The sequence below is a fragment of the Rhodococcus jostii RHA1 genome (assembly GCF_000014565.1).
GTDB classification, from domain to species: domain Bacteria; phylum Actinomycetota; class Actinomycetes; order Mycobacteriales; family Mycobacteriaceae; genus Rhodococcus_F; species Rhodococcus_F jostii_A.
The window spans coordinates 3,565,213-3,589,344 of sequence record NC_008268.1 but is presented as its reverse complement, the minus strand read 5'-3'; the positions used below and the strand labels follow the sequence as shown (position 1 = coordinate 3,589,344).

The 24,132-nt window shown below is 66.5% G+C and carries 18 protein-coding genes and 1 pseudogene; 10 read left to right on the top strand and 9 right to left on the bottom strand.

Features of this window, described 5'->3' with window-relative positions; genetic code table 11:
• Nucleotides 1–2: 2 nt before the first annotated feature.
• Entirely contained in the window at nucleotides 3–1,184 is a 1,182-nt protein-coding gene (locus tag RHA1_RS16450) for an acetyl-CoA C-acetyltransferase (protein ID WP_011596032.1), read from the bottom strand.
• Between the two features lie 32 nt (nucleotides 1,185–1,216).
• A complete protein-coding gene (locus RHA1_RS16445) occupies nucleotides 1,217–2,359 on the bottom strand; it encodes an acyl-CoA dehydrogenase family protein (protein WP_011596031.1) in 1,143 nt (380 codons plus the stop codon).
• 101 nt (nucleotides 2,360–2,460) lie between these two features.
• Between RHA1_RS16445 and RHA1_RS16440 the strand changes: the two genes are divergently transcribed.
• The gene (locus tag RHA1_RS16440; RefSeq protein WP_005567928.1) at nucleotides 2,461–3,045 is read left to right on the top strand and encodes a TetR/AcrR family transcriptional regulator; all 585 of its coding nucleotides are present in this window, start codon (nucleotides 2,461–2,463) and stop codon (nucleotides 3,043–3,045) included.
• Between the two features lie 6 nt (nucleotides 3,046–3,051).
• On the opposite strand, the gene RHA1_RS16435 is transcribed toward RHA1_RS16440, so the two are convergent.
• Nucleotides 3,052–4,920, bottom strand: coding sequence for a helix-turn-helix domain-containing protein (locus RHA1_RS16435; RefSeq protein ID WP_011596030.1), 1,869 nt, complete (start codon nucleotides 4,918–4,920; stop codon nucleotides 3,052–3,054).
• Nucleotides 4,921–5,025: 105 nt separating this feature from the next.
• On the opposite strand from RHA1_RS16435, the gene RHA1_RS16430 reads away from it, so the two are divergent.
• Complete coding sequence (locus RHA1_RS16430) at nucleotides 5,026–6,393, top strand: FAD-binding oxidoreductase (RefSeq protein ID WP_011596029.1); 1,368 nt, start codon at nucleotides 5,026–5,028, stop codon at nucleotides 6,391–6,393.
• A 5-nt stretch (nucleotides 6,394–6,398) separates the two neighbouring features.
• Here RHA1_RS16430 and RHA1_RS16425 read toward each other — a convergent pair whose 3' ends face one another.
• The 3 genes from RHA1_RS16425 to RHA1_RS16415 are packed head-to-tail and all read right to left on the bottom strand — an operon-like array spanning nucleotide 6,399 to nucleotide 9,867.
• Nucleotides 6,399–7,319, bottom strand: coding sequence for a fumarylacetoacetate hydrolase family protein (locus RHA1_RS16425; RefSeq protein WP_011596028.1), 921 nt, complete (start codon nucleotides 7,317–7,319; stop codon nucleotides 6,399–6,401).
• Nucleotides 7,316–8,098 carry a cyclase family protein gene (locus RHA1_RS16420; RefSeq protein WP_011596027.1) on the bottom strand — a complete coding sequence of 261 codons (783 nt, stop codon included), beginning with the start codon at nucleotides 8,096–8,098 and terminating at the stop codon, nucleotides 7,316–7,318. Before RHA1_RS16420 ends, RHA1_RS16425 begins: the two co-directional genes overlap by 4 nt.
• 11 nt (nucleotides 8,099–8,109) lie before the next feature.
• Nucleotides 8,110–9,867, bottom strand: a complete 1,758-nt coding sequence (locus RHA1_RS16415) for a CocE/NonD family hydrolase (RefSeq protein WP_011596026.1) — start codon at nucleotides 9,865–9,867, stop codon at nucleotides 8,110–8,112.
• Nucleotides 9,868–9,958: 91 nt separating this feature from the next.
• Here RHA1_RS16415 and RHA1_RS16410 point away from each other — a divergent pair, with 91 nt between their 5' ends.
• Both RHA1_RS16410 and RHA1_RS16405 read left to right on the top strand, forming a co-directional pair.
• Nucleotides 9,959–10,576, top strand: a complete 618-nt coding sequence (locus tag RHA1_RS16410) for a TetR/AcrR family transcriptional regulator (protein ID WP_011596025.1) — start codon at nucleotides 9,959–9,961, stop codon at nucleotides 10,574–10,576.
• A gap of 153 nt (nucleotides 10,577–10,729) precedes the next feature.
• Nucleotides 10,730–12,079, top strand: a complete 1,350-nt coding sequence (locus RHA1_RS16405; protein ID WP_011596024.1) for an MFS transporter — start codon at nucleotides 10,730–10,732, stop codon at nucleotides 12,077–12,079.
• A 43-nt stretch (nucleotides 12,080–12,122) separates the two neighbouring features.
• Here the strand turns inward: RHA1_RS16405 and RHA1_RS16400 are convergent, their stop codons facing one another.
• On the bottom strand, nucleotides 12,123–12,596 hold the full coding sequence (locus RHA1_RS16400) for an Lrp/AsnC family transcriptional regulator (protein ID WP_016881876.1): 474 nt from the start codon (nucleotides 12,594–12,596) through the stop codon (nucleotides 12,123–12,125).
• A 169-nt stretch (nucleotides 12,597–12,765) separates the two neighbouring features.
• On the opposite strand from RHA1_RS16400, the gene pdhA reads away from it, so the two are divergent.
• From pdhA to RHA1_RS16375, 5 genes are all read left to right on the top strand, one after another.
• Complete coding sequence (pdhA, locus tag RHA1_RS16395) at nucleotides 12,766–13,851, top strand: pyruvate dehydrogenase (acetyl-transferring) E1 component subunit alpha (protein WP_011596022.1); 1,086 nt, start codon at nucleotides 12,766–12,768, stop codon at nucleotides 13,849–13,851.
• Nucleotides 13,848–14,849: an alpha-ketoacid dehydrogenase subunit beta gene (locus RHA1_RS16390; RefSeq protein WP_011596021.1), complete on the top strand. Its 1,002-nt coding sequence runs from the start codon at nucleotides 13,848–13,850 to the stop codon at nucleotides 14,847–14,849. The genes pdhA and RHA1_RS16390 overlap by 4 nt, the downstream gene beginning before the upstream one ends.
• Nucleotides 14,850–14,865: 16 nt before the next feature.
• Nucleotides 14,866–16,140, top strand: coding sequence for a dihydrolipoamide acetyltransferase family protein (locus RHA1_RS16385; protein ID WP_011596020.1), 1,275 nt, complete (start codon nucleotides 14,866–14,868; stop codon nucleotides 16,138–16,140).
• A 64-nt stretch (nucleotides 16,141–16,204) separates the two neighbouring features.
• On the top strand, nucleotides 16,205–17,581 hold the full coding sequence (gene lpdA / locus RHA1_RS16380) for a dihydrolipoyl dehydrogenase (RefSeq protein WP_011596019.1): 1,377 nt from the start codon (nucleotides 16,205–16,207) through the stop codon (nucleotides 17,579–17,581).
• A gap of 71 nt (nucleotides 17,582–17,652) precedes the next feature.
• Nucleotides 17,653–18,618, top strand: a complete 966-nt coding sequence (locus tag RHA1_RS16375) for a sugar phosphate isomerase/epimerase family protein (RefSeq protein WP_011596018.1) — start codon at nucleotides 17,653–17,655, stop codon at nucleotides 18,616–18,618.
• 36 nt (nucleotides 18,619–18,654) lie between these two features.
• Here the strand turns inward: RHA1_RS16375 and RHA1_RS44600 are convergent, their stop codons facing one another.
• Together RHA1_RS44600 and RHA1_RS53610 are read right to left on the bottom strand one after the other, a co-directional pair.
• Nucleotides 18,655–19,236 carry a cysteine hydrolase family protein gene (locus tag RHA1_RS44600; RefSeq protein ID WP_011596017.1) on the bottom strand — a complete coding sequence of 194 codons (582 nt, stop codon included), beginning with the start codon at nucleotides 19,234–19,236 and terminating at the stop codon, nucleotides 18,655–18,657.
• Nucleotides 19,223–20,164 (bottom strand): annotated as a pseudogene (locus tag RHA1_RS53610) (permease); the annotation flags it as partial. The gene RHA1_RS44600 and the pseudogene RHA1_RS53610, both read right to left, overlap by 14 nt.
• 657 nt (nucleotides 20,165–20,821) lie before the next feature.
• Between RHA1_RS53610 and RHA1_RS16365 the strand changes: the two are divergent.
• Nucleotides 20,822–24,106: a protein kinase domain-containing protein gene (locus RHA1_RS16365; protein ID WP_011596015.1), complete on the top strand. Its 3,285-nt coding sequence runs from the start codon at nucleotides 20,822–20,824 to the stop codon at nucleotides 24,104–24,106.
• Nucleotides 24,107–24,132 lie beyond the last annotated feature (26 nt).

Below are 24,132 nucleotides of genomic sequence, written 5' to 3'. Positions count from 1 at the left end.
TGTCAGGGGACGCGCAGGATCAGGGCGTCGCCCTGTCCGCCGCCGCCGCAGAGGGCGACGGCGCCGATGCCGCCGCCGCGGCGCTGCAACTCGAGCGCGAGGTGCAGGGTGATGCGGGCGCCGGACATCCCGATCGGATGACCGAGGGCAATCGCACCGCCGTTGACGTTGACCCGGTCGGGGTCGACGCCGAGTTCGCGGGTGGAGGCGATCCCGACCGCGGCGAACGCCTCGTTGATCTCGATCAGATCCAACTCGGCAGGCGCGATACCGGCTGCATCACACGCTTTCGCGATGGCACCGGACGGCTGGAACTGCAGACCCGAATCCGGGCCGGCGACCATGCCGTGCTCGCCGATCTCCGCCAGCCAGGTCAGCCCTTCGGCCTCGGCGCGTTCCTTGCTCATCACCACCACCGCGCAGGCGCCGTCGTTGATCGTCGACGCGTTCCCCGCGGTGACCGTGCCACCGTCCCGGAACGCGCCACGCAACCGCGCCAGGGTTTCGGCGGTGGTGTCGGGGCGGATGCCCTCGTCGCGGCGCAGCCAGGTGCTCTCACCGCGGCGGGCGGGGATCTCGACGGGCACGACCTCGTCGTCGAAGATTCCGTTGTCCCAGGCCTTGGCCGCCAACTGGTGCGAGCGGGCCGCGAACGCGTCCTGGTCCTCGCGGGCGATGACGTCCCTGTCGTTGCCGGCCTCGGTGAGCAGCCCCATCGGCTGATCGGTGAACGCGTCGTGCAACCCGTCGAGGGCCATGTGGTCGACGAGGGTGACGTCGCCGTACTTGAAACCGCCGCGTGAACCGGGCAGCAGGTGCGGTGCCTGGCTCATCGACTCCATGCCGCCGGCGACGATCACGTCGAATGCGCCGGACCGGATGAATTGGTCGGCGAGGATGATCGACTCGACCCCCGACAGGCACACCTTGTTGATGTTCAGTGACGGGGTGCTCATTGGGATGCCGGCCTTCGCGGCGGCCTGCCGGGCGGGCATCTGCCCGGCGCCGGCCGTGAGGACCTGCCCCATGATGGCGTACTGCACCCGGTCCGGGGCCACACCGGCCTTGCCGAGCGCCGCCTCGATGGCAATTCCGCCGAGGTCGGCGCCGGAGAACCCGGCGAGGGAACCCTGCAGGCGGCCGATCGGGGTGCGGGCGCCGGCGACGATCACAGAGGTGGGCATGTGAGGAGGAGCCTTTCTCGGGGGTGGGTGCGTCAGTTCGCGGCGAGGGTGCGGCTGATGACCAGGCGTTGAATCTGGTTGGTGCCCTCGAAGATCTGCGTGATCTTCGCTTCCCGCATGTACCGCTCGACGCGGAAGTCGCGGGTGTAGCCGTAGCCGCCGAGCACCTGGACGGCGTCGGTGGTGACCTTCATGGCGGCGTCGGTGGCGACGAGCTTGGCGACGGACGCGTTGCGGGAGTACGGCAGGCCGGCGTCGCGGCGACGGGCCGCGTCGATGTAGGTGGCGCGCGCGGAGTCGACGGCGGCGGCCATGTCGGCCAGCAGGAAGCCGAGTCCCTGATGGTCGATGATCTTCTTGCCGAACGCAGTCCGCTCCTGGGCGTAGGCGACGGCCTCGTCGAGGGCGGCCTGCGCGAGCCCGACGGCGACCGCGGCGATGCCAAGCCGGCCGGAATCGAGTGCGCTGAACGCGATCTGCAGACCCTGCCCTTCCGCGCCGATACGTCGTTCCGCGGGCACGAAGGCGTCGTCGTAGTGCGCGGACGTTGTCGGCACGGCGTGCAGGCCCATCTTCTCCTCGGGCTTGCCGAACGTCAGGCCCTCGGTGTCCTTCGGGACCAGGAAGCAGGAGATCCCCTTCGATCCCTCACCGGTGCGGGCGAAGAGGTTGTAGAAATCGGCGATGCCGCCGTGGGTGATCCACGCCTTCGCGCCGTTGACGACGTACCCGCCCTCGGTTGCGGAGGCCTTGCAGGTCAGTGCGGCGGCGTCGGATCCGGCCTGCGGCTCGGACAGGCTGTAGGCGCCGATGGTGTTGCCGCCGAGCATCTCCGGGAGCCACTGCTGCTTCTGCTCGTCCGTGCCGAACGCCATCAGTGGGTGGCAGGCAAGGCTGTGGACGCTGACCGCGACCGCGACCGATGCCCAGCGGGCGGCGATCTCCTCGAGCACCTGCAAGTACACCTCGTACGGCTGCGCGCCGCCGCCCCACTCCTCCGGGTACGGCAGGCTCAGCAGTCCGGCCTCGCCGAGGGTGGCGAACACGCCTTCGGGGTAGGTCTCCGACTTCTCGTGCTCGTCGACGATCGGCGTCAGGACCTTGTCGGCGACGTCACGCGTGAGCTGGATCAGGTCACGGGCTTCGTCAGTAGGCAGCAAGCGATCGACGGCCACGGTTTCTCCTCGAGAAGGCTACGGAAAACAGTACTGGATTACGCCCCAGGGTACTGATTGCGAAATAGTACTGCAAGGCATCTCCCAGTACTATTTCTGTCATGGAGCAGCCCACCCGACCCGGTTTCGCCACCCGACGGCGCACCCAGCTCTTCGACGCCCTCGTCGACCTGATCCTGGTCGAGGGGTTCGCCCACCTCACGCTCGACGAGATCGCGAACCGGCTGCGCTGTTCGAAGTCGACGCTGTACACCCTCGCCGGCAGCAAAGAGCAGCTGGTCCGGGCCGCCACCGTGCACTTCTTCCGCCGCGCGACCGACGACGTCGAGTCGCACATCGAGCCGATCGCCGGGGCCCGCGAGCGGATCACCGCCTACCTGTCGGCCGTGGGCACCGCCCTCTCGGCCGCATCCGACCAGTTCATGGCCGACCTCGACGCCTTCCCGCCGGCACGCGAGGTGTACGAACGGAACACCCAGTTCGCGGCCGGTCGAGTCCAGGAGCTGATCACCGAAGGCGTCGCCGGCGGGGACTTCCGCGACGTGCACGCCGCCTTCGCCGCCGACCTCGCCGCCACCATGATGGTCCGCATCCAGCAACGCGGGGTCCGCGACAGCACCGGACTCGACGACGCACACGCCTACGCCGAACTCGCCGCCATCCTCACGGGCGGCATCAGCGCCTGAACCGTGTCACCGAGTTCGTGCGCCGAGTAGTTCCGCCGTTCTCCGCAACCGCATCAGCACCTGCAGATCGAGAGCTTTGTCGGGGTCGCGCCAGTCCGGGCCGAGGAGGCGGTCGATCGCGTCGAGACGCTGGTAGAGGGTGTTGACGTGCACGCCGAGACTCGACGCGGTCGCCGAATGGTGACGGCCGTGAGCCAGATACTCCGACAGTGTTTCCAGCAGTGGCACTCCGCGTTTGGCCTGCTCCGCCATCAGCGGGCCCAGTTGAGCTTCGGTCAGTTCGTCGAGGTGCTCGCGCGCCATGTGGCTCAGCAGGATCCGGTAGATGCCCAGACCGCGCGCGGACGAGACCTCACCCGCGCGTCCCAATGTGTCGAGCACATCGACGGTCTGCTGGGCTTCGACGTAGGCACGCGCGAGTGCCTTCGCACCACGCGCGGGCTCCGCGATACCGATCGTCGCGTCGAGCCGTCCGGCGGTGAACACCGCCTGGACGGAGGCAGAATCCTTGGCGGGCACGACCGCCAGCGCGCGGGAGCCATGTTCCGCTGCAACGGTTCCCGAGGGGAAGGGTAATGTCCCGAGAGCGGTGCGGACCGTGTCCTGGCCCGTGGCGATCGCCACGGCGACGCAGTACGTCGTGTCGGGGTTGAGTCCGGCCAACCGCAATTGGCGGCGCTCGTCCTGTGCGGTGGCGGCGGGATGGGTCAGCAGATCGACGAGAAACGCATCCCGTGCGCGGCGCGTCGCCTCCCCCGCCGCACGTTCCTCGGCGAGAGACAGCGCGATCGCGGGTGCCGCGCGTTCGAGCAGGAGACGAGTGGTCGGCTGCCCGGCTCCCACGGACAGGAGCGCGCCGAGCATCTCGCCGGCAGCCGCGACACGCTGCGCGATCACCTCGCCGCGTTCGGCGTGGTCCTTCCCGCCCGCGCGCAGCTCACGGACCGCCGCCGACACATCATCGGCATGCGGCATCAGGTCCACGGGCAACTCGGTTACATCCTGTACGAAATAGGCCGGTTGCCGGGAGAGCTGGGCGACCTCCTGCACCAGACGCTGCACCCCGGCGCCGAGCAGCACCACCTGAGTCAGCGTCCGATCCCATTGCAGTATCTGTTCGAGCTCGGTTGTGCGCTGCGATAATTCGGCGTTCACCGATTCGAGCCGTGCGACGGTGTCTCGTTCGCGTTCCAACGAGCGAACGTTCTCGATCGCGATCGCCGCATGGGCTGCCAGCGCCGACAGCAGCGCGATCTCGGATTCGGTGAAGGCCCGTTCCTGACGCTTGCACGCGAACAGTGCGCCGATGACGCGATCGGCGACGCGCAGGGGCACCCCGAGCAGGCCGCGCATGTTCTCCGACCGCGCTGCGCTGTCGGCTCCGGTGATGTGCCGGAACGCCGGTTCGCTCTGGTAGTCGGGCGTCCACTCCGGCGTGGACCTGCGGACGATCAGGCCCACGAGTCCTTCGTCCAGGGACAACCGGATTCCGACGAGGTTCGGGGTCAGGGCCCCGCTGGTGACCTCGATGACGAATTCCTCGTCGTACACCGATCCCATGTAGGCGAGATCCACTCCGAGCAGTTGCCTCGCCTGATCGACCACTTCCTGCAGCAACACCCGGTCGTAGCGAACCGTCGTCAATCGGGCGGCGATGTCGTTGAGCGCCGCCAACTCCCTACTGCGCTGTTGGCGCTGATCGAGCTGCGCCCGGAGCCGGAGTGCGGCGTTGGCTTCGCGTTCGACCGTGGCCCTGTCGGACGCGTCGGATTCCTCGATCAACGTGCGCCGGAGGGCATCGAGTTCGTCGATGGGTGCGTCGTCGAGCAGCAGTTCCATCCAGCCGCGATCGGCAGTACTCACTGGTGTCTCCATCCATGGATTCCTGGATTTGATAGATGGAATCTACATTGGCCGAGATCCAGATCACAGCTAGATTCGAGACATCACCTTCTCGCCCGCAAAGGACCGGTTTTCGCCATGTTGATCGATGCACTGTTGGCATCCCTTCCCGCGGATCGCGTCGTGCGCGACTCCGACGTCGTCGCGAAGTACCAGCACGACGAAGCCGAGTGGGCGCCGTACGCCGCTCCGCTCGCTGTCGTCAGGCCCCGAACGGCCCTCGAAGTCCAGGCTGTCGTGCGCGCGTGCCTCGACCACGACACCGCCGTCGTCACGCGGGGTGCCGGGACCGGTCTGTCCGGTGGCGCGAACGCGGCCGACGGGTGTGTCGTCCTCGCGCTCGAGGGCGTGAACGCGATCAAGGAGATCGATCCGCTCGAGCGGTATGCCGTCGTCGAGCCCGGCGTGGTGAACGACCATCTCCGCGCCGCGTGCGCCGAACACGGGCTCTGGTATCCGCCGGATCCGGCCAGCTCACCGTGGTCGACGATCGGAGGTAACGTCGCCACCAACGCGGGCGGACTGTGCTGCGTCAAGTACGGCGTCACCCGTGACTACGTGCTCGGCATGCAGATCGTCACCGGCACCGGCGACCTCGTGCGCCTCGGACGCAAGACCGCCAAGGGCGTGGCCGGTTACGATCTGGCGGGTCTGATGGTCGGGTCCGAGGGGACGCTCGGCGTCATCACCGAAATCACCGTCAAGTTGCGCCCACTCCAGGACCCGCAGCGCACGGTGGCCGGCTATTTCGACTCCATCGTCGACGCGGGCCGGGCCGTCAGCGCGGTGGCCGCGGTGGGACTGACCCCGTCGGCGCTCGAACTGGTGGACAAACAGTGCCTCATCGCCGTCGACGCATGGAAGAAGATGGGCCTGTCGGTGGAGGCGAACGTGGTTCTGCTCGGCCGCATCGACACCGCGGGAGTCGTCGGCGACCAGGAAGCGGAGAAGATGCTGTCGTGCTTCGAGGAAGCCGGAGCCACCTGGTCTGCCGTCTCCACCGACCAGGAGGAAGCCGACGCGTTGTTCGCTGCGCGTCGTCTGGCCTACCCCGCGATGGAGCGACTCGGCCCGGTCCTCACCGAAGACGTGTGCGTACCGAAACGAGCTGTCCCCGAGATGCTTGCGCGCATCGAACAGATCGGCATCGCCCACGAGACCACCATCGCCAACATTGCACACGCGGGCGACGGAAACCTGCACCCGCTCCTCATTACGCCCCGTGACGACGAGGCGGCCCGCGCCCGCGCGCAGGCCGCGTTCGCGGACATCATCGACGCGGCACTGGAACTCGGCGGCACGGTCACCGGCGAGCACGGTGTCGGTCTACTGAAGATGGACGGCCTCGCCCAGGAACTCGATCCGGTCGTCCTGGACATGCATCGATCGGTGAAGAACGCCCTCGACCCCCGCGGAATCATGAACCCCGGCAAAATCTTCGAGTAATCCGGCTATCGGCGCGCGGGCGCCACCTCGTGGAGTGGTGGTCCGGCGATCACGGTGTTGTGGATGCTGCCGATGGCTTCCACGGTCATGCTGACGGTGTCACCGATGCGCAGCGGTGGTGGTTGTCGATCTCCACGCCATCCCCACAGTTCGGCGAGGCAGCCGCCCCCGCAGGTTCCGGATCCGAGTACGTCACCGGGCCGCACCCAGGTGCCGCGGCTGGCGTAGGCGATCAACTCGGCGAAGGTCCACGCCATGTTCGCCAGGGTGTCGCCGCCGATGCGGGTGCCGTTGACGAAGACCTCCATGTCCAGGTCGAAGCGACCATCGACCTCACAGTCGACGAACTCGTCGACGGTGACGAGTGCCGGCCCGAGCGTGGTGGCGGTGTCCTTGCCCTTCACAGTTCCCAGGCCCACCCGCATTTCACGTCCCTGCAGGTCGCGGGCAGACCAGTCGTTGAGGATGGTGAACCCGGCAACATGGTCGAAGGCCTCGTCCACGGACAGGTTGTAGCCGGCCGTGCCGATCACGACGGCGACTTCCAATTCGAAGTCGAGTACCTCGCAGCCCGGCGGCATCGGAACCGTTGCGCCCGAGCCGATGGCCGCGTGGGGGTTGGTGAAATAGAAGGCGGGCGCTTCGTACCAGGCGTCCGGGATCGCGGCCGCCCCGGTGACCGCGCGCAGTGAGCCTGCCGTGTGCTGTTCGAAGGTGATGAAGTCACGGATGCTCACGACGGGAACCGGCACCGCGAGGTGGGCAGTCGGATCCCACGGCAGCCGGTGCCCGGTCATGGCCCCGCGCGGGTCGTCGGCGGCGAGCACGTCGAAGACGTCGGTGGACTCCGTCAACAGGGTGATGTGGTGGTCGTCGACGACGCCGTAACGCTGGACACCGTCGACGATCAGGGAACCGATTCTCATGCCTGCTCCTCGTCGAAGATGGCCACGGCGCGGGTCCAACCGGCCGAGGCCTTGTGGATCTTCACGGGGAAGCACGCCACCTGGAAACCCGACGAGGGGATCGATTCGAGGTTGCCGAGTTTTTCGATGTGGCAGTAGCCGATGTCGCGGCCGGCGCGGTGGCCCTCCCAGATGATGTCGGCGTCGCCGGTTTCGGCGTACCGCTGGGCGGTGTAGACGAACGGCGCATCCCAGCTCCAGGCATCGGTGCCGGTCACCCGCACGCCCTGGCGCAGCAGGTGCAGCGTGGCATCACGGCCCATGCCGCAGCCGGTACTCACATAGTCGTCGTGGCCGTAGCGGGCACCCGCGCTCGTGTTGACCAGGACGATGTCGAACGGGGCCAGGGTGTGCCCGATCCGGTCCAGTTCGGTGTCGATGTCGTCGGCGGTGACGACGTAGCCGTCGTCGAAGTGCCGGAAGTCGAGTTTGACGCCGCGCCCGAAGCACCAGTCGAGGGGCACTTCGTCGATGGTGATGGCCCGTTGGCCGCCGTCCATGGTGGACGCGTAGTGGTAGGGGGCGTCGAGATGGGTGCCGTTGTGGGTAGACAGCTGGATGCGCTCGATGGCCCAGCCTTCCCCGTCGGGCAGGTCGTCGACCCGCGTGCCGGGGAAGAACTGCAGCAGGTCACCGCGCGTATGTGCGTGGTCCAGGTAGTCGATCTCGGGCAGATGGTCGGGTGGGTCGGAGGGAATGCCCGCCTGCAATGAGACGGACAGGTCGATGATGCGTCGCATGATGTCGAGCCTTACTTCGGGATCACGGGAAGGAGCAGGGAGGTGCCGGCGTCCGGGCCGGTGTGCACTGTTGTCGTGCCGTCGAAGATGCCGGCAGGCCGGTCGTCCGGATCGTCGTGCGGGGTCAATCCGTTGCCGCGCATCTCGATGCCGTAGATCACCGGCCACGGTCCGTCGCCGGGCATGTCGAAGTCGCGGCCGGCCAGCGTGACGCCGAGCCGATAGCCGGTCGGGACGACGATGGAGGTAGGCCAGATCTCGACGTCCAGATCGACAGCCTCGCCGGGCGTCAGCGGCTGCTTGCTCGAATGCCGGTGCCACGGGCGGTGCGGCAGACTGGCCTGCTCGTCCAGCTCGCGGTGGGACGCGCGCAGCCAGCCCACACCGAGCACACCGTGGGGATCGATCGCGTCCACCAGAGAGATCTCGTTCCCGTCCGGGTCCTGCACGCGCAGGGTGACGATCAGGTCGGCGTCGGTGGTGGAGGAGGACAGACGTACCCGTGCCGAGGCCGGTCCAGTGATCTCCAACGGCTCGGTCAGCGGCGTGGTCCAAAAGTCGACACCGGGCCCCAGCGCCGCGAACTCGGCCGTGCCCTCGGCCGGGGGTTCGGCCGGGCTCATCGCTCCGGACGTGGCGTCGAGGTGGAACCGCGTCCACTGCGTGCGGGCCAGCGGCCATTCCTGTTCGTCGCGGCCCTCGAACGAGCCGTCGAGGTGGCGCACGTTCAGTCGCACCGGTGGCTGGTCTTCCCAGCCGGTCGCCTCGCCTTTGAGGAAGTGGCCGAAGAATCGCTTCTGCAGGTCGACGCCGTAGTCGGTGTAGAACTCCGCGTAGTGCTCGTGACCGTGCACCTCCAGCCACTTCTGGGAGGAGGACACCTGGGCGTAGGCGTCGAAATTGCCGCGGGTGTGCAGCCGGTGCGCCCAATTCGCCGCCGACAGCACCGGGACCTCGATCCGCGTCAGGTCCGGCGTGCGGGCCTGCGCGAATTCGTCGAGCAGCTCCCGGCGTTTGCCTTCCCCGATCGTGTCGACTCTGTTCGCGACGAGTTCGTCGTCGGTCAGCGTCGGCGGTCCGGCGACCAATTCATCGGTGTTGGGATTGCGTCGGCCCCGCTCCCCGGCCCCGTGCTGAACGGTGAAGATCTGGTGCTCCTGCCACGCTTGGCCGAACCGGGTCAAGATGCCGCCGTGCCGGTTGAGGTCTCGGTAGATGTCGGTGAAGCCCTCCCACGGGCAGATCGCCGTCAGCTGCGGCGGCTGCAGTGCCGCCACGAGCCACTGGTTGGCTGCGTAATAGGAGATCCCGAGCAGTCCCACCCGGCCGTTCGACCAGTCTCGGGTGCCGGCCCATTCGATGGCCTCGTAGTAGTCGCGGGCCTCCTGCTCGCTGAGCATGTCCAACAGTCCGGCCGAGCGGCCTGCACCGCGGGAATCGACCCGAATGCAGATGTATCCGTCCGGGACCCACTTCTCCGGATCGACGGTCTCCCACACCTGGTAGCGGTTGCTCGACCCGGCCGACGCGTCCGGATGCGCGCTGATCAGCTGCTGCCACATCGGCCCGAAACCCTCTTGGAACGCGAGGCCCTTGCCGTACGGCCCGAGGGTCATCAGCACCGGATATGCGCCCTCGTCGTCGGGCCGGAAGACGTCGGCCCGCAGGATCGTGCCGTCCGCCATCGGCACGGGTACGTCCCAGTCGATGCGCATCCCGTCCGCCGTCTCGCTGCGTTCGGTGATCTCCGCACTGGTTTGCGTTGTCATGACTACCCACCTTCTAAAGTCCAGAAACTTGCATTAACAGTATGAGCTGAGTCACGTCATTAACGCAAGGGTCTTGCGTTAAAGTGGAGTCGTGAGTGATCAAGGAGCCCAGCGTCGCCCCGGTGGCCGTTCCGCTCGAGTCCGCCGTGCAGTCCTCGATGCCGCTCTCGACGCGCTACACGAACACGGCATGGAGGGGTTGGCGGTCGCGGATGTCGCGTCGCGGGCGGGCGTGCACGAGACGTCGATCTACCGTCGGTGGGGTACGCGGGAGAACCTGATGATCGAGGCGCTGCTCGAGGAAGCGGAAGAATGGGGTCAGGTGCCCGACACCGGATCGCTCCGTGACGATCTGATCGCCTACGCCGGTCGACTCGTGACGTACCTGACCAGCCCGGTCGGCTCGGCCTTCGACAGGGCGTTGGCTGCCTCTGGCGACGACCCCGCCGCCACCGAGGCGCGCAACCGGTACTGGGAGGCGCGCTTCGCGCGATCCGGTGAGATCGTGAAGCGGGCGATCGGACGGGGTGAGCTGCCCGAGACCACCGATGTCCGACTCGCCATCGAAATGCTGGTCGCCCCAATACACTTCAAGGTACTGCTCACCCGCAAAGCTCTCGACCCGGAGCTACCCGAGCGCATCGTCGACTCACTCCTGCACGGGCTCGTCGGACGCGGCAACTCCGGCGAGGGCGCCTCGACGGCGTGAGGCACACGCTGGTCACCGAAGGCGGTGATTGTCTCCACTGATCTCATCGCGGTATGGGTGATTTCTCCATGGTTTCCACTCGACCCGGCTCATACAGTGGTCTACATCACGTTGCCCGGTCGGGCGCCCAATCTTCAGGAAGCCGAGTCATTCATGTCGTCTGTACTGCAGCAACCCGAGATCGAGGCGAGGGTGGTCCGGAAGGTCGCCCGGCGGCTCATTCCGTTCCTCGGCCTGGCCTACTTCGTCAACTATCTCGACCGGACCAATATCGGGCTGGCGAAGCTGACGATGAGCGAGGAACTCGGACTCACCGAGACCATGTTCGGTCTGGCCTCCGGGCTCTTCTTCATCGGATATCTCCTGTTCGAGGTGCCGAGCAATCTCGCGTTGCACAGGTTCGGGGCACGCCGGTGGATCGCCCGGATCATGCTCACGTGGGGAATCGTCGCGGCGGCCATGGCCTTCGTGCCCAATGCCGGCTCGCTGTACGCGCTGCGCATGCTGTTGGGTATCGCCGAGGCGGGATTCTTCCCGGGTGTTCTGCTCTACCTGACCCTGTGGTTCCCCCGCGCCTATCGGGTCCGGCTGATGGGCCTGTTCCTTCTCGCGCTCCCGGTGTCGTCGGCGCTCGGCGCCCCGCTGTCGAGCGCCATCATTCAATACTGGGACGGGCTGTTCGGACTGTCCGGGTGGCGGGTCATGTTCCTGCTCGAGGGGATCCCCGCCGTCGCGCTCGCGGTGGTCACCTGGTTCTACCTGACGGACCGGCCCTCGCAGGCCAAGTGGCTGGACGAGGACGAAAAGGTTTGGCTCACACACGAACTCGAATCCGAGGCATCCGAATCCGGCTCTCACATGTCGGTGCGCCGGGCGCTGACGGACTCCCGCGTGTGGATGCTGGGGCTCGTCTATTTCGGAATCACCTACGGGTTGTATTCGCTCAGTTTCTTCCTGCCCAGCATCGTCGCCGGTTTCAAGAAGACGTTCGACACCGACTTCTCGCTGTTCACCACCGGGTTGATCGTCGCGGTCCCGTTCGCGGTCGGTGCTGTCGCAATGGTGTTGTGGAGCAGACACTCCGACCGTACCGGTGAGCGGATCTGGCATGTCGCCATCCCCACCCTGATCGGCGCCGTCTCCATTCCTGTCGCCCTGTACATGCAGTCGCCGCTGACGACGATGATCGCGGTGACCGTCAACGCGGTTGGTGTGTTCTGCGCACTGCCGGTGTTCTGGTACCTGCCCAGCGCCTTCCTCACCGGCGCAGGGGCCGCCGCAGGCATCGCCGTGGTCAACTCGGTGGGCAACATGAGCGGCTTCGGCGCCCCGTACGTCACGGGATGGCTGTTCGACGCCACCGGCAACTCACGCGCAGGCCTGTGGGTTGTCGGGGCGGTTATGCTCGTCGCCGTGGTGCTGGTTCTCGTGCTCAGATCGCGGGTAAGTCCCACTCGCAGTGCTGAAGACGTCGGCGGGGAGGTCGTCGCGGCACACCACTGATCGGAGAACAGGCGCTGCCGGGCGGTCGACGGCAGCGCCTTCGTCATTGCTCCTCGGCGATCCGCTCGAGCAGCGGCCGGGTGCGGTAGGGGATGGCATCGCGCATCGCGACGGACACGGTGGTGCGCTCGATCCCGGGCACGGCGAGGATGAGGCCGGCGACCCGATACAGATCGTCGGCATCGACGGCGACCACGCCGATGTGCAGGTCCGCCGCCCCGGAGATGCCGACGACCTCCACGACCTCGGCGATGTCCCGCAGGTGTTCGATGACGTCCTCGAGGCGATGCTGATCGACCACCGCGGTGACGAACGCCTGCAGGGGGTATCCCAGATCGCGGGGTGACACGCAGCGGTCGACCGGTGCGAGCACTCGTTGCTCCTCCCAGCGAGACATCCGTGCTTGCACAGTATTCCGTGCCATCCCCAGCAGCGAGGCCAGCTGCACCCCGGTGGCGCGTGGGGCGTCGCACAGGGCGAGCAGTAACCGGGCGTCGGTCCGATCGAGTTTCGTCATGTAGCGCAGTATGCCAGAGATCGAAGCCCGAGTTTTGAGCATTCTGCTTATTTAGATTGACAACACTTGCGCATGATGAGTCCTGATGATTGTGTGAATGTAACATTCTGACCGACACGGTCACTCGCGGGTGGCGAGCTCTCCCGGTACATCACTTTCGGAGGTTTTCGTGTTCGACAATGACGATGTGGTGCAGCTGGTCACCGAAACCGGTGCGCGAGTAGAGCATCCGGACTATTCCCGATACGTAGACGATGTCGACATCACCGCGGTGCGTGCGCTGTACGAAGACCTGGTCGTGGTGCGGCGCATCGATGCGGAGGCGACCGCGCTGCAGCGCCAGGGCGAACTGGGGCTGTGGGCTCCGCTGCTGGGGCAGGAAGCCGCGCAGGTCGGGTCGGCGCGCGCCCTCCGTCCGGACGACTTCGTGTTCGCCAGCTACCGCGAACACGGCGTCGCGTACTGCCGCGACGTCGACCCCACCCACATGCTCAGGTTCTGGCGGGGGTCGACGCACTCGGGCTGGAACCCGTTCGAATACAACATGACGACCCCCGCGATCATCGTCGGCGCGCAGGCGCTGCACGCCACCGGGTACGCGATGGGCATGCAGTTCGACGGCTCCGACGGCGCCGCGATCACCTACTTCGGAGACGGTGCCACCAGCCAGGGCGACATCTCCGAGGCCTTCGGGTTCGCCGCGAGCTTCCACGCACCCGTGGTGTTCTTCTGCCAGAACAATCAGTGGGCGATCTCCGAACCGGTCAGTCTGCAATCGCGGGTGAGTATCGCCGCGCGGGGCCGGGGCTTCGGGGTTCCCAGCGTGCGCGTCGACGGCAACGACGTCCTCGCCGTGATCGCCGTGACCCGGGCCGCGCTCGAACGGGCACGGGAAGGCAGCGGACCCACCCTGATCGAGGCGGTCACCTACCGGATGGGCCCGCACACCACGTCCGACGACCCGTCCCGGTACCGGCCGGCCGCGCTCGACGAGGAATGGAAACGCAAGGATCCCCTCGACCGCATCCGCGCCCTGCTCGAGTCGGCGGGCGCGATCGACGACGACTACCTCGCCGCCATGCAGCAGCGCGCCGACGACACCGCAGCGGCGTTGCGCCGTGGGTGCCTCGAGACCGTCGAACCCGAGCCGATGTCCCTGTTCGACAACGTGTACGCCGAACCTCATCCCCTCGTCGACGAAGAGCGGCGCCAGTTCGCCGCCTACCTCGACAGTTTCGAAGGAACCGACGCATGAGCACAGCCATCTCCGCGGCCGCCCCGACCACGCTCCCGCTCGGCAAGGCCCTGAACGCCGGCCTGCGCCGCGCCCTCGAGAACGACCCGAAGGTCGTGCTCATGGGAGAGGACATCGGCAAACTCGGCGGCGTCTTCCGCATCACCGACGGACTGCAGAAGGACTTCGGTCCCAACCGTGTCATCGACACTCCGCTCGCCGAATCCGGGATCATCGGCACCGCAGTCGGTCTCGCGATGCGCGGATACCGCCCGGTGTGCGAGATCCAGTTCGACGGGTTCATCTACCCCGGCTTCGACCAGATCGTCTCGCAGGTCGCCAAACTGCACTACCGCACGAGCGGCAACGTGAAGATGCCGATCACCATCCGCGTCCCGTACGGCGGCGGCATCGGTGCGATCGAGCATCACTCCGAGTCGCCGGAGGGATATCTTGCCGCGACCGCGGGTCTTCGCGTCGTCACCTGCAGCACCGCCGCCGACGCGCACACGATGATTCAGCAGGCCGTCGCGTCGGACGATCCGGTGCTGTTCTTCGAACCCAAACGCCGGTACTGGGAGAAGGGGCTGATCGACCCGGCCGCCGAGACGAGTCCCCTGCACAAGGCCCGGGTGGTCGTACCGGGCACCGACGCCACCGTAGTCGCCTACGGGCCGCTCGTGACGACGGCACTTCAGGCCGCGAAAGTCGCTGCGGACGAGGGCAGGTCGATCGAGGTGATCGATCTGCGGTCCATCTCCCCGCTCGACGTCGACACCGTCGCCGAGTCCGTGCAGCGCACCGGACGCCTGGTGATCACCCACGAGGCGCCCGTGTTCCTCGGGATCGGTGCCGAGATCGCGGCCCGCATCAGCGAGCGCTGCTTCTATCACCTCGAAGCGCCGGTGGCCCGCGTCGGCGGCTTCACCGTCCCGTATCCGCCGGCGAAACTCGAGGAGCACTTCCTGCCGGACGTCGACCGCATCCTCGACGCCGTCGACCGCACCTTCACCGCGTAGGAACCAGGAGTTTTCCATGCCCACTGTCAAGACATTCCTGCTGCCCGACCTCGGCGAGGGCCTCACCGACGCCGAGCTGCTGAGCTGGCTGGTGAGGGTCGGCGACACCGTGACGCTCAACCAGATCATCGCCGAGGTCGAGACGGCGAAGGCCTCCGTGGAGTTGCCCTCGCCCTACGCCGGAACGGTGGTCGCGTTGCACGCCGAGGAGGGGACAACCGTCGACGTCGGCAGCCCGTTCATCGACGTCGCGGTCGCCGGCGAGGACCCGGCGGACGCGCCCGAGCCGACCACTCCCGCGGCCCCGGCCGAGCGGACCCCGGTCCTGGTCGGCTACGGCGTGGCCGAGGATTCGTCCAGCAGGCGCCGGCAGCGGCGTCCGGCGGGAACCCGGGTCGATGTCACCCCGGCGCCGCGCACGTCGCGGCCGTTGGCCTCTCCCCCGGTGCGGTTCGCCGCGAAGCAACACGGAGTCGACCTCACCGAAGTGGACGCAACCGGGGTGCACGGTGAAGTCACCAGGGACGACCTCGAGCGCCACCGCACCGCCGCCTCGGTGACGACGTCGGCGGCGACGGTCCCACCGGACGCCGACGAGGAACGCATCCCGATCAAGGGCGTCCGCAAGCACACCGCCGCAGCAATGGTCCGCAGCGCATTCACCGCCCCGCACGTCACCGAGTTCGTCACGGTGGACGTCACCCCGACGATCGACCTCTTGGCTGAGCTGCGCGAAACGAAGCACTTCACCGACGTGCGCCTGACACCACTGACGTTGGTGGCCAAGGCATTGCTCGTGGCGCTGCGCACCAACCCGACCCTGAATTCGTCCTGGGACGAGGACGCTGGGGAGATCGTCGTCAAACGCTCCGTGAATCTCGGCATCGCGGCCGCCACCCCGCGGGGGCTGATGGTGCCGAACATCAAGAACGCCCACACCCTCGGTCTGCGCGACCTCGCGATCGCCCTGTCGGATCTGACGACCACGGCGAAGGAGGGCAAGACCGGGCCCGCCGATCTGGCCGACGGCACGATCACGATCACCAATGTCGGCGTCTTCGGAATCGACGCGGGCACGCCCATCCTCAACCCCGGCGAGGCGGCGATCCTGTGCTTCGGCGCGATCCGCAGGCGGCCGTGGGAATACCGGGGCGAGATCGCGTTGCGGTCGGTCACCACACTGAGCCTGTCGTTCGACCATCGACTGGTCGACGGCGAGCAGGGATCGAGATTCCTCGCGGCCATCGGTCAGATTCTGTCGGACCCGTTGACGTTGATCGCATTGAGCTGAAACCCAGCCCACGTCGACCTTTTGCTGCACGTCCCATGGCGTGCCCGACCGAGGGAGTTTTCCCATGTCCGACCAACCGGACGTCCTGATTCTCGGCGGTGGATCCGGCGGGTACGCCTGCGCCTTCCGCGCCGCGCAACTGGGCAAGACCGTCACCTTGATCGAAGAGGACAAGGTCGGCGGCACCTGCCTGCACCGAGGGTGTATCCCCACCAAGGCGCTCGTGCACGCCGCCGAGGTCGCCGACACCGTCACGCACGCGTCGGCCCTCGGGCTCGGTGCGACGCTGGACGGAATCGACCTCGGCGGTGTCCACGCGTACAAGAACGCGACGGTCGAACGCCTGTACAAGGGCCTGCAGGGGCTGGTTCGCAGCCACAAGATCGAGGTGGTGCACGGCACCGGTCGCTACGGCGGGGGCCGCACCGTCCACGTCGGCGATCGCACGATCACCGGCGCGTCCCTGGTCCTCGCGACCGGCTCCCAGGTCCGGGGCCTGCCCGGACTCGAGATCGGCGGCCGAATCCTCACGAGCGACGAAGCATTGACGTTTCCGGAGCTGCCGAAGCGCGTCGTCGTACTCGGTGGCGGTGTCATCGGGGTCGAATTCGCCAGTATCTGGGCATCGTTGGGTGCGGACGTCACGATCGTCGAAGCGCTGCCCCGGCTCGTCGCCGCAGAGGACGAGTGGTCGTCGAAGCAACTCACCCGGGCCCTCCGCAAACGCGGCATCACGATCATGACCGCCACCCGATTCGCGAAAGCGGTCCAGGACGAGAGCACGGTCAGCGTCACGGTGGAGTCGGGCGACACGATCGAGGCGGACCTGTTGCTCGTCGCGGTCGGCCGCGGACCCCGGACCCCCGACATCGGGCTCACCGAGAACGGCGTCGTACTCGACTCCCGCGGTTTCGTCACGGTCGACGACTCCCTGCGCACTTCGCAGCCGGACGTGTACGCGGTCGGTGACATCGTCGCCGGACCGCAACTCGCGCATCGCGGATTCCAGCAGGGCATCTTCGTCGCGGAAACGATCGCCGGCCTGACTCCGACACCGATCGAGGACAGCGGCATCCCCCGGGTGACGTACTCCAAACCGGAGGTCGCGTCGGTCGGGCTCACCGAAGACCAGGCCCGCGAGCGGCACGGTGACGTCGCCACCGTCGTCTACGACCTCGCCGGCAACGGCAAGAGTCAGATCCTCGGAACCAGCGGCGGCGTCAAACTGGTGCGCGCCGGAGCCACGGAGGGACCGGTCGTCGGGATCCACATGGTGGGGGAACGCGTGGGCGAACTGATCGGTGAGGCCCAACTGATCGTCAACTGGGGCGCTTACCCCGACGACGTCGCCACCCTCGTGCATGCGCACCCCACTCAGGCCGAAGCGCTCGGCGAGGCACACCTCGCTCTCGCGGGAACACCACTGCACAGTCACAGCTGAGAATGTCTTGACAAATAGGAGTACTAGAACGTACTAGTTAGACGAAGCACCGAGTATGAGGGAGAGCAGACATGGAAATAGGACTGATCACCGACTCGGTCAGCCATCTACCCTTCGAGACAGCTCTCGACCTCGCGCAGGAACACGGGTTGAACTCGGTCGAGGTCGCAACGGGAAACTGGTCGGAGGCGCCGCACGCCGACCTCGACACACTGGTCTCGTCCGCGGACGCGCGCGCCGAGTTCGCCGAGAAGATCTCCAGCCGGGGCCTGACGCTGAGCGCCCTGAACGCCAACGGCAACCAACTGCATCCGGTGTCGGGACAGGCGCATGACGCCGTCATCCGCAAGACCGTCGAACTCGCGAGCGCACTCGACGTCCCGACCGTCGTCCTCATGTCCGGACTGCCGGGCGCGAAAGGTGACACCAACCCGAACTGGATCACCACGGCGTGGCCGCCGGAGAACCTCGATGTCCTCGCCTATCAGTGGAACGAGGTCGCGATTCCTTACTGGAAGGAGCTCGCGGCCTTCGCCCGGGATCACGACGTCAAGCTCGCTGTCGAAGCGTGCGGAGGTCAACTCGTGCACAACGCTTCGGCGATGCTCCGGCTGATCGACAGCGCGGGTGCCGACGTGGTGGGCGCGAACCTGGACCCGTCCCACCTGATGTGGATGGGCGCCGACATCCCCACCGTCATTCGCGCGCTCGGAACGTCGATCTTCCACGTGCATGCGAAGGACATCCGCATCAACTCCTGGACCGCGCAGCGTGATGGACTCCTCGACACCGGGCCGCTGACCGATCCGCTGGGTCGGGCCTGGAACTACGTCACCCTCGGTCTCGGTCACCCGGCCGGTGCCACGTTCTGGGCGGACTTCGTCTACAACCTCCGCGCGGTCGGATACTACGGCACCCTCAACATCGAGCACGAGGACGCACTCGTCAATTCCCTCGAAGGCGTCGGCCGGGCGGCGACACTCCTGAAGCAGGTCGCCCTCGTCGAGGCACCCGACTGGACTCCGGCGAAAATCTGACGGTCGCTCAACGCGCCCGTCGCCGACTGAAGCCGTTCACAATCCTGCAGTCCAGAACGTCGCGAGCTTCTCGGCCGTGATCACGGTGCCGAAGTTCTGTGCGACGACGGACACCGAAGCGTCGTGGGCTGTTCGACTGTAGGTGGCAGCGCAGTCTTCGACGAGCGAAACCCAGTATTCGTGAAACAGCGCGCTCCGCAGACTCGACTCGACACACACCTCGGTGGCGACGCCGGTGAAGAGCAGGGAATCGATGCCGAGGGAACGCAGAGTGAGGTCGAGGTTGGTGCCGACGAATGCGCTGAACCGGTTCTTCGTGATCACCACGTCGCCGTCGTGCGGAGCGACGGCATAGTAGTCTGCCCCGGGTGTTCCTGTGCGGCAGGTAATTCCGGTGCGTGCCGCGTCCGGTCCCTCGCCCACACGGCCGAGCCACTGGGGTGTATCGGTGGTTTCGTCGTGCAGGGTGCGTACGAAGATCACCCGGACCCCGGCTGTGCGCGCGGACGCGACGAGGTGCTCCAGTCGCGGAGCCATCGCCACCGGGGCGGTCACGTCGAAACCCCTCTGTGCCAGCGACCCGTCGGGAGAGCAGAAATCGTTCTGCACCGCCGCCACCGTCCTCCCAGGGGACGAGGTCGGTGAAACGACCGACCAACATGTAGGCCAGGACGGCGAGGAACGCGGCGGGCACGCCGATCGCCCACGCGCGGGTCAGTGTCGGGCGATCCGTGATTCTCGTTCCGTCGTCCTCGAAGCCGGGCAGTTCCTCGTCGAGCACGTCCGTGACGGTGGGTGAGACCGCGACGTCCGGGCTCGGTGAGAAACCGACGGACGTGCCACCGGGCGTACCACCGACACCACCGGGGGGATGCACGGTTCCGCCGATCGGGTCGGTGCCCGGAACTGCGTCCGTTCGCATCCTGCGGCGGACGGTCAGGAAGTAGGCGAGCACCGCCGCGGTGACACCGACGATCAATGAGATCACCAGGGCACGGTCGGCAATGTCATCGGCGGGAACTCCTGCGCCGCTCGCGGAAATCGACGGCGCAAGACCGATCACGTAGTCGGAGGCGATCGACATCCCCTGGCCGGAGATCGCGAGAACAACCGCGGCTCCGAGCGGTGGCAGACCCACCTTGATCGCGGCAGGAAGTAGGACCGCACCGATCAGGGCCAGTGCCGGGGTCGGCCAGAAGAACAACGAGAGAAGATAGGTGAAGACGAACAACACGATGTATGCGACGCGGCCATTGACCATCCACCGACTGATGGGGCGCACCATCACCTCATCGGAACCGATCGCCCGCATCGCCGCGAGCATCGAAGTCACCGCGGCGATGACGATGAAGATCTCGAACAGCGCGGTGCCGGAAGTGATGGTGGCCCGGAACACCGACATGATGGCATTCGGGACGCTGCCGCTGTACGCAAGTGCCGTGGCAAATGTCGCGAGTATCGCGGGGATCATGACGTTCTTGCGTAGCGCCATGGCCACGATGAGAGAAGCAAGGCCGACTAAGAACACGATCTGCGCAGCGCCCACGTGCGACTCCTTGTATCGAACTACTTGCGGCGAATACCTCGGAAGTGTTGCGGGCGAGGACGGCCGAGTAGCGACCTTTGTCGGGTCACGACGCGGGGCCGCAGCCCGGTTGTCGCATGATCGTGGCCTACCTTTGAAGCGTCGTCAACGTCAAAGTGACTATGCGAGCGCCCATTCGATGTGCAAGGTGCGCAGAAAATGACAACCGTGTTTCGGCTTCGGCGGGTCGTGTGAACGATTACAGTATTCTGCGGCTTCCGTTGGCCACGTACAGGATGTCGCCGGGCACCGGCGTATCGTCGCCCGTTCTGACCGCACCACGTGCAGGCGGACACGGTGCCGCCCGCGTCCGAGGAAGAGGGGGGCGTCCTCGGACACGAACGGCAGACGGCCCTCCCGGCCGAGGGGGACCGGCCAGGGGGCCTGGCTGCCCGGGGCCGTCGAGCCCGGGTGCAGCGTGGAATCCGGGTACCCGCCGATGTGCGGGGCTACTCGGTTCTCGGGGGAAAAGTTGGGAATCTCGAGAAAACTCTGCCCGAGTGGGTCGTAAAGTCGGCCATCGGATGGGGGCCGTCGGCGATATCCTTGGGTATCTCCTCGAGAGGCCAGGGTGGTGTACTTCGACAGTGGCTCGGACCGGAAGAATCGATCCGGTCTATGACCGACGACGATCCCTTCGCGACGCAACGCGACGCGTCGGGTTCGGTCACGGCCGATCTGGCGGCTGCCGGATTCGAGGACGCACAAGAGATCGGCCGCGGCGGTTTCGGCGTCGTCTACCGCTGCACCCAGGCGGCCCTCGACCGCACTGTGGCGGTCAAGGTCCTCACCGCCGACCTCGACGAGCAGAACCGGGAGCGTTTCGTCCGCGAGCAGCGCGCCGCGGGCAGGCTGACCGGGCACCCCAATGTCGTCAATGTCCTCCATGTGGGCGTCACCGACAACGGTCGGCCGTACATCGTCATGCCGTACCACGCCCAGGACTCACTCGACACGCGGATCCGCCGCCACGGACCTCTCCCGCTCGACGAAGCGCTGCGACTCGGGGTGAAGATGGCCGGTGCCCTCGAGACTGCCCACCGCCTCGGGATCCTTCACCGCGACGTCAAGCCTGGAAACATCCTGCTCACCGACTACGGCGAGCCGGCACTGTCAGATTTCGGCATCGCCCGTATCGCCGGCGGGTTCGAGACCACCGCCGGCGTCGTGACGGGTTCGCCGGCGTTCACTGCCCCCGAGGTGGTGACCGGCGAACCCCCGAGTGCCGCTGCCGACGTGTACGGCCTCGGCGCCACGTTGTTCGCTGCGATGACCGGTCACGCTGCCTTCGAACGCCGTAGCGGGGAGCAGGTGGTGGCCCAATTCCTGAGGATTGCCGCCGAGCCCGGTCCGGACCCACGGAAGCACGGCATTCCCGAGGACGTCAGCACGATCATCGAACGTGCCATGTCCGGCACCTCGGAGGGCCGACCCTCCGCCACGGAACTCGGTCAACAACTCCGAGCATCTCAACGCCTCCATGGTTTTCCCGTTGACGAGATGGCACTGCACGCCGAAGCGGGAGCCGTGCAGCCAAAGGAGGACGTGAGGGTGCCGCCGCCTCACCAACTCGTCTCCCATGCACACGAATTCTTTCGCGAAGTGACAAGTTTCGTCGGACGCCGCAATGAAGTAGCCGCAGTCAAGGCCCGTCTGTCGGATTCCCGGATAGTGACCCTCACCGGATTTGGTGGGGTAGGGAAAACCCGGCTGGCGTGCCGCGTCGCCTCGGAAGTGCGCAGAACCTACACCGGCGGCGTCTGGTTTGTGGATCTCGCCGCGATCTCCACTCCAGACCTTGTCGTCAGCGCGATTACCGAGGCGCTCGACATTCGAGACGGAATGAATGCGGACGGTAGTCACTACCTGTTCGAATTCCTCGGTGGAAGACATGCACTCATCGTTTTGGACAACTGCGAGCACTTGATCGAGGCGAGCGGAAGCGTCGCCGCCGAGGTTGTTCGGCGGTCGGACCGTGTGGAGATCCTGGCAACCAGTCGGGAGCCTCTCGGTGTGCTGGGTGAGACCGTGTTCGAGGTACCCCCCATGCCGGTCCCCGACGAAGCTCAACTCGCCGACGGACAGAACGCCAAGAGCTTTCACTCCGAGGCGGTCGATCTTTTCGAGCAACGCGCTGCCTCCGTCGTCCCCGGATACACCCTCGACGACGTGAGCCGCCTGGAGGTTGCACGCCTGTGCCAGCGGCTGGACGGCATCCCTCTGGCGATCGAACTCGCAGCGGTCCGGATCAGGTCCCTTCCCCTCGACCGCGTCCTGTCGCGCGAGGGCGCACTCTTCGAAATTCTGACGCGAGGAAACCGTGGCGGACCGGTACGGCATCAAACGCTGCGTGGCGCCATCGATTGGAGCTTCAATCTGTGCTCGCCGGAGGAACAAGCCCTGTGGGCGCGGCTGTCCGTCTTCGCGGGCGGGTTCGATTTCGATGCGGTCGAGAGCGTCTGCACCGATCCGGACATCGTTCCGGACGCGTTTGACCTGATCTCCAGTCTTGTCGAAAAGTCGGTCATTTCCACCGTTCAATCCGGATCCACCGTTCGATACAAACTGTTGGAAAGCATCAAGGACTACGCGGCCGAGAAACTTGCCGAGCACGGCGACGCGAATGCGTGGCGCAGGAATCATCGAGACTACTTCCTGCGTTTGGCCGAACGCAGCGAGAGCCAGTCACTGGGGTCAGGGCAGCTGGTATGGAACCGTCGTATGCGGCACGAGCGGGCGAATCTGCGGGCGGCGCTGGAGTACTGCCTGTCCACCCCCGGGGAGGCCCGAACCGGTCTTCGGATGGCGGGTGCGTTGTGGTTCTTCTGGAACGCGAGTGGCCTGCTGCGCGACGGGCGGTACTGGCTGACCCGGGCCTTGGAGGCCGACCGGGAGCCGAGCAGTGAGAGGGCGAAAGCGCTCTGGGTGATCGCGTGGAACGCCATGGTTCAGGGCGACAACCCGACCTCCAAGCAGTATTTGCTGGAATGCAGCGCAGTCGCGGAAGCGATCGGTGATCGAACCGCCCAGGCGTTTGCAGTTCAGTTCCGGGGTGCGGCGGAGATGCTCGGAAACGGAAATCTCGACGTCGCGCTGGAGTATCTGACTGCCGGCATGGCACTTCACGCAGAGTCAGGGGAAGTCAACTCCCTGACACTGCTGGGCGGCGCTCAGCTCGCTTTAGTGCACTGCCTGTCCGGAAACCTGGAACAATCCCTTGCCTGGGCGGACGACACCATCGCCTCAGGCAAGTCGCTGAAGGAGCACTTCTCGACGTCATGGGCGCTGTGGGCCCGCGGACTTGCCCTGTGGACCCAGCGCAAGTACCCGCAAGCTTCGGACTCGTTGAAAGAAGCGCTCGAACTGAAGCAGTCATTGAGCGACTGGTTGGGCGTGAGTACATGCACCGAGATTCTGGCGTGGATCGCGATCGAGGAAGCAAACCCCGTCCGATCCGCCCGCCTGCTCGGTATCGGGCGCACACTGTGCGGCGAGATGGGGAGCACTCCACTCTTCGGAAACGACACGTTGATCCGTATGCGGACTTCTTACGAACAACGCACCCGTCAGCTGCTGGGTGACTCTGCGTTCGAGAAAGAATCCCGGGTCGGTGAGCGTCTCGAACACCTCGCGTCGATCGAATTCGCGTTGCAAAAGCGCACGTCCAAGCCGGCGCCGGCCACTCCTGCAGCGAAGGTGAAACTCACACCTCGTGAAAAAGAAGTGGGAAAGCTGGTGGCCGAGGGACTGACGAACAAGGAGATCGCGGAAAGGTTGGTTATCTCGCCCCGTACCGCAGAAGGACATGTAGATCGCATCCTCACGAAGACCGGGCATCGATCCCGCGCGCAGCTTGCCGCCTGGATCGCCCGCGAGGAGAGCATCGAGTCCCGAAATCCCTAGTTCGGGCAGTGCCCCCGCTGCGTTGG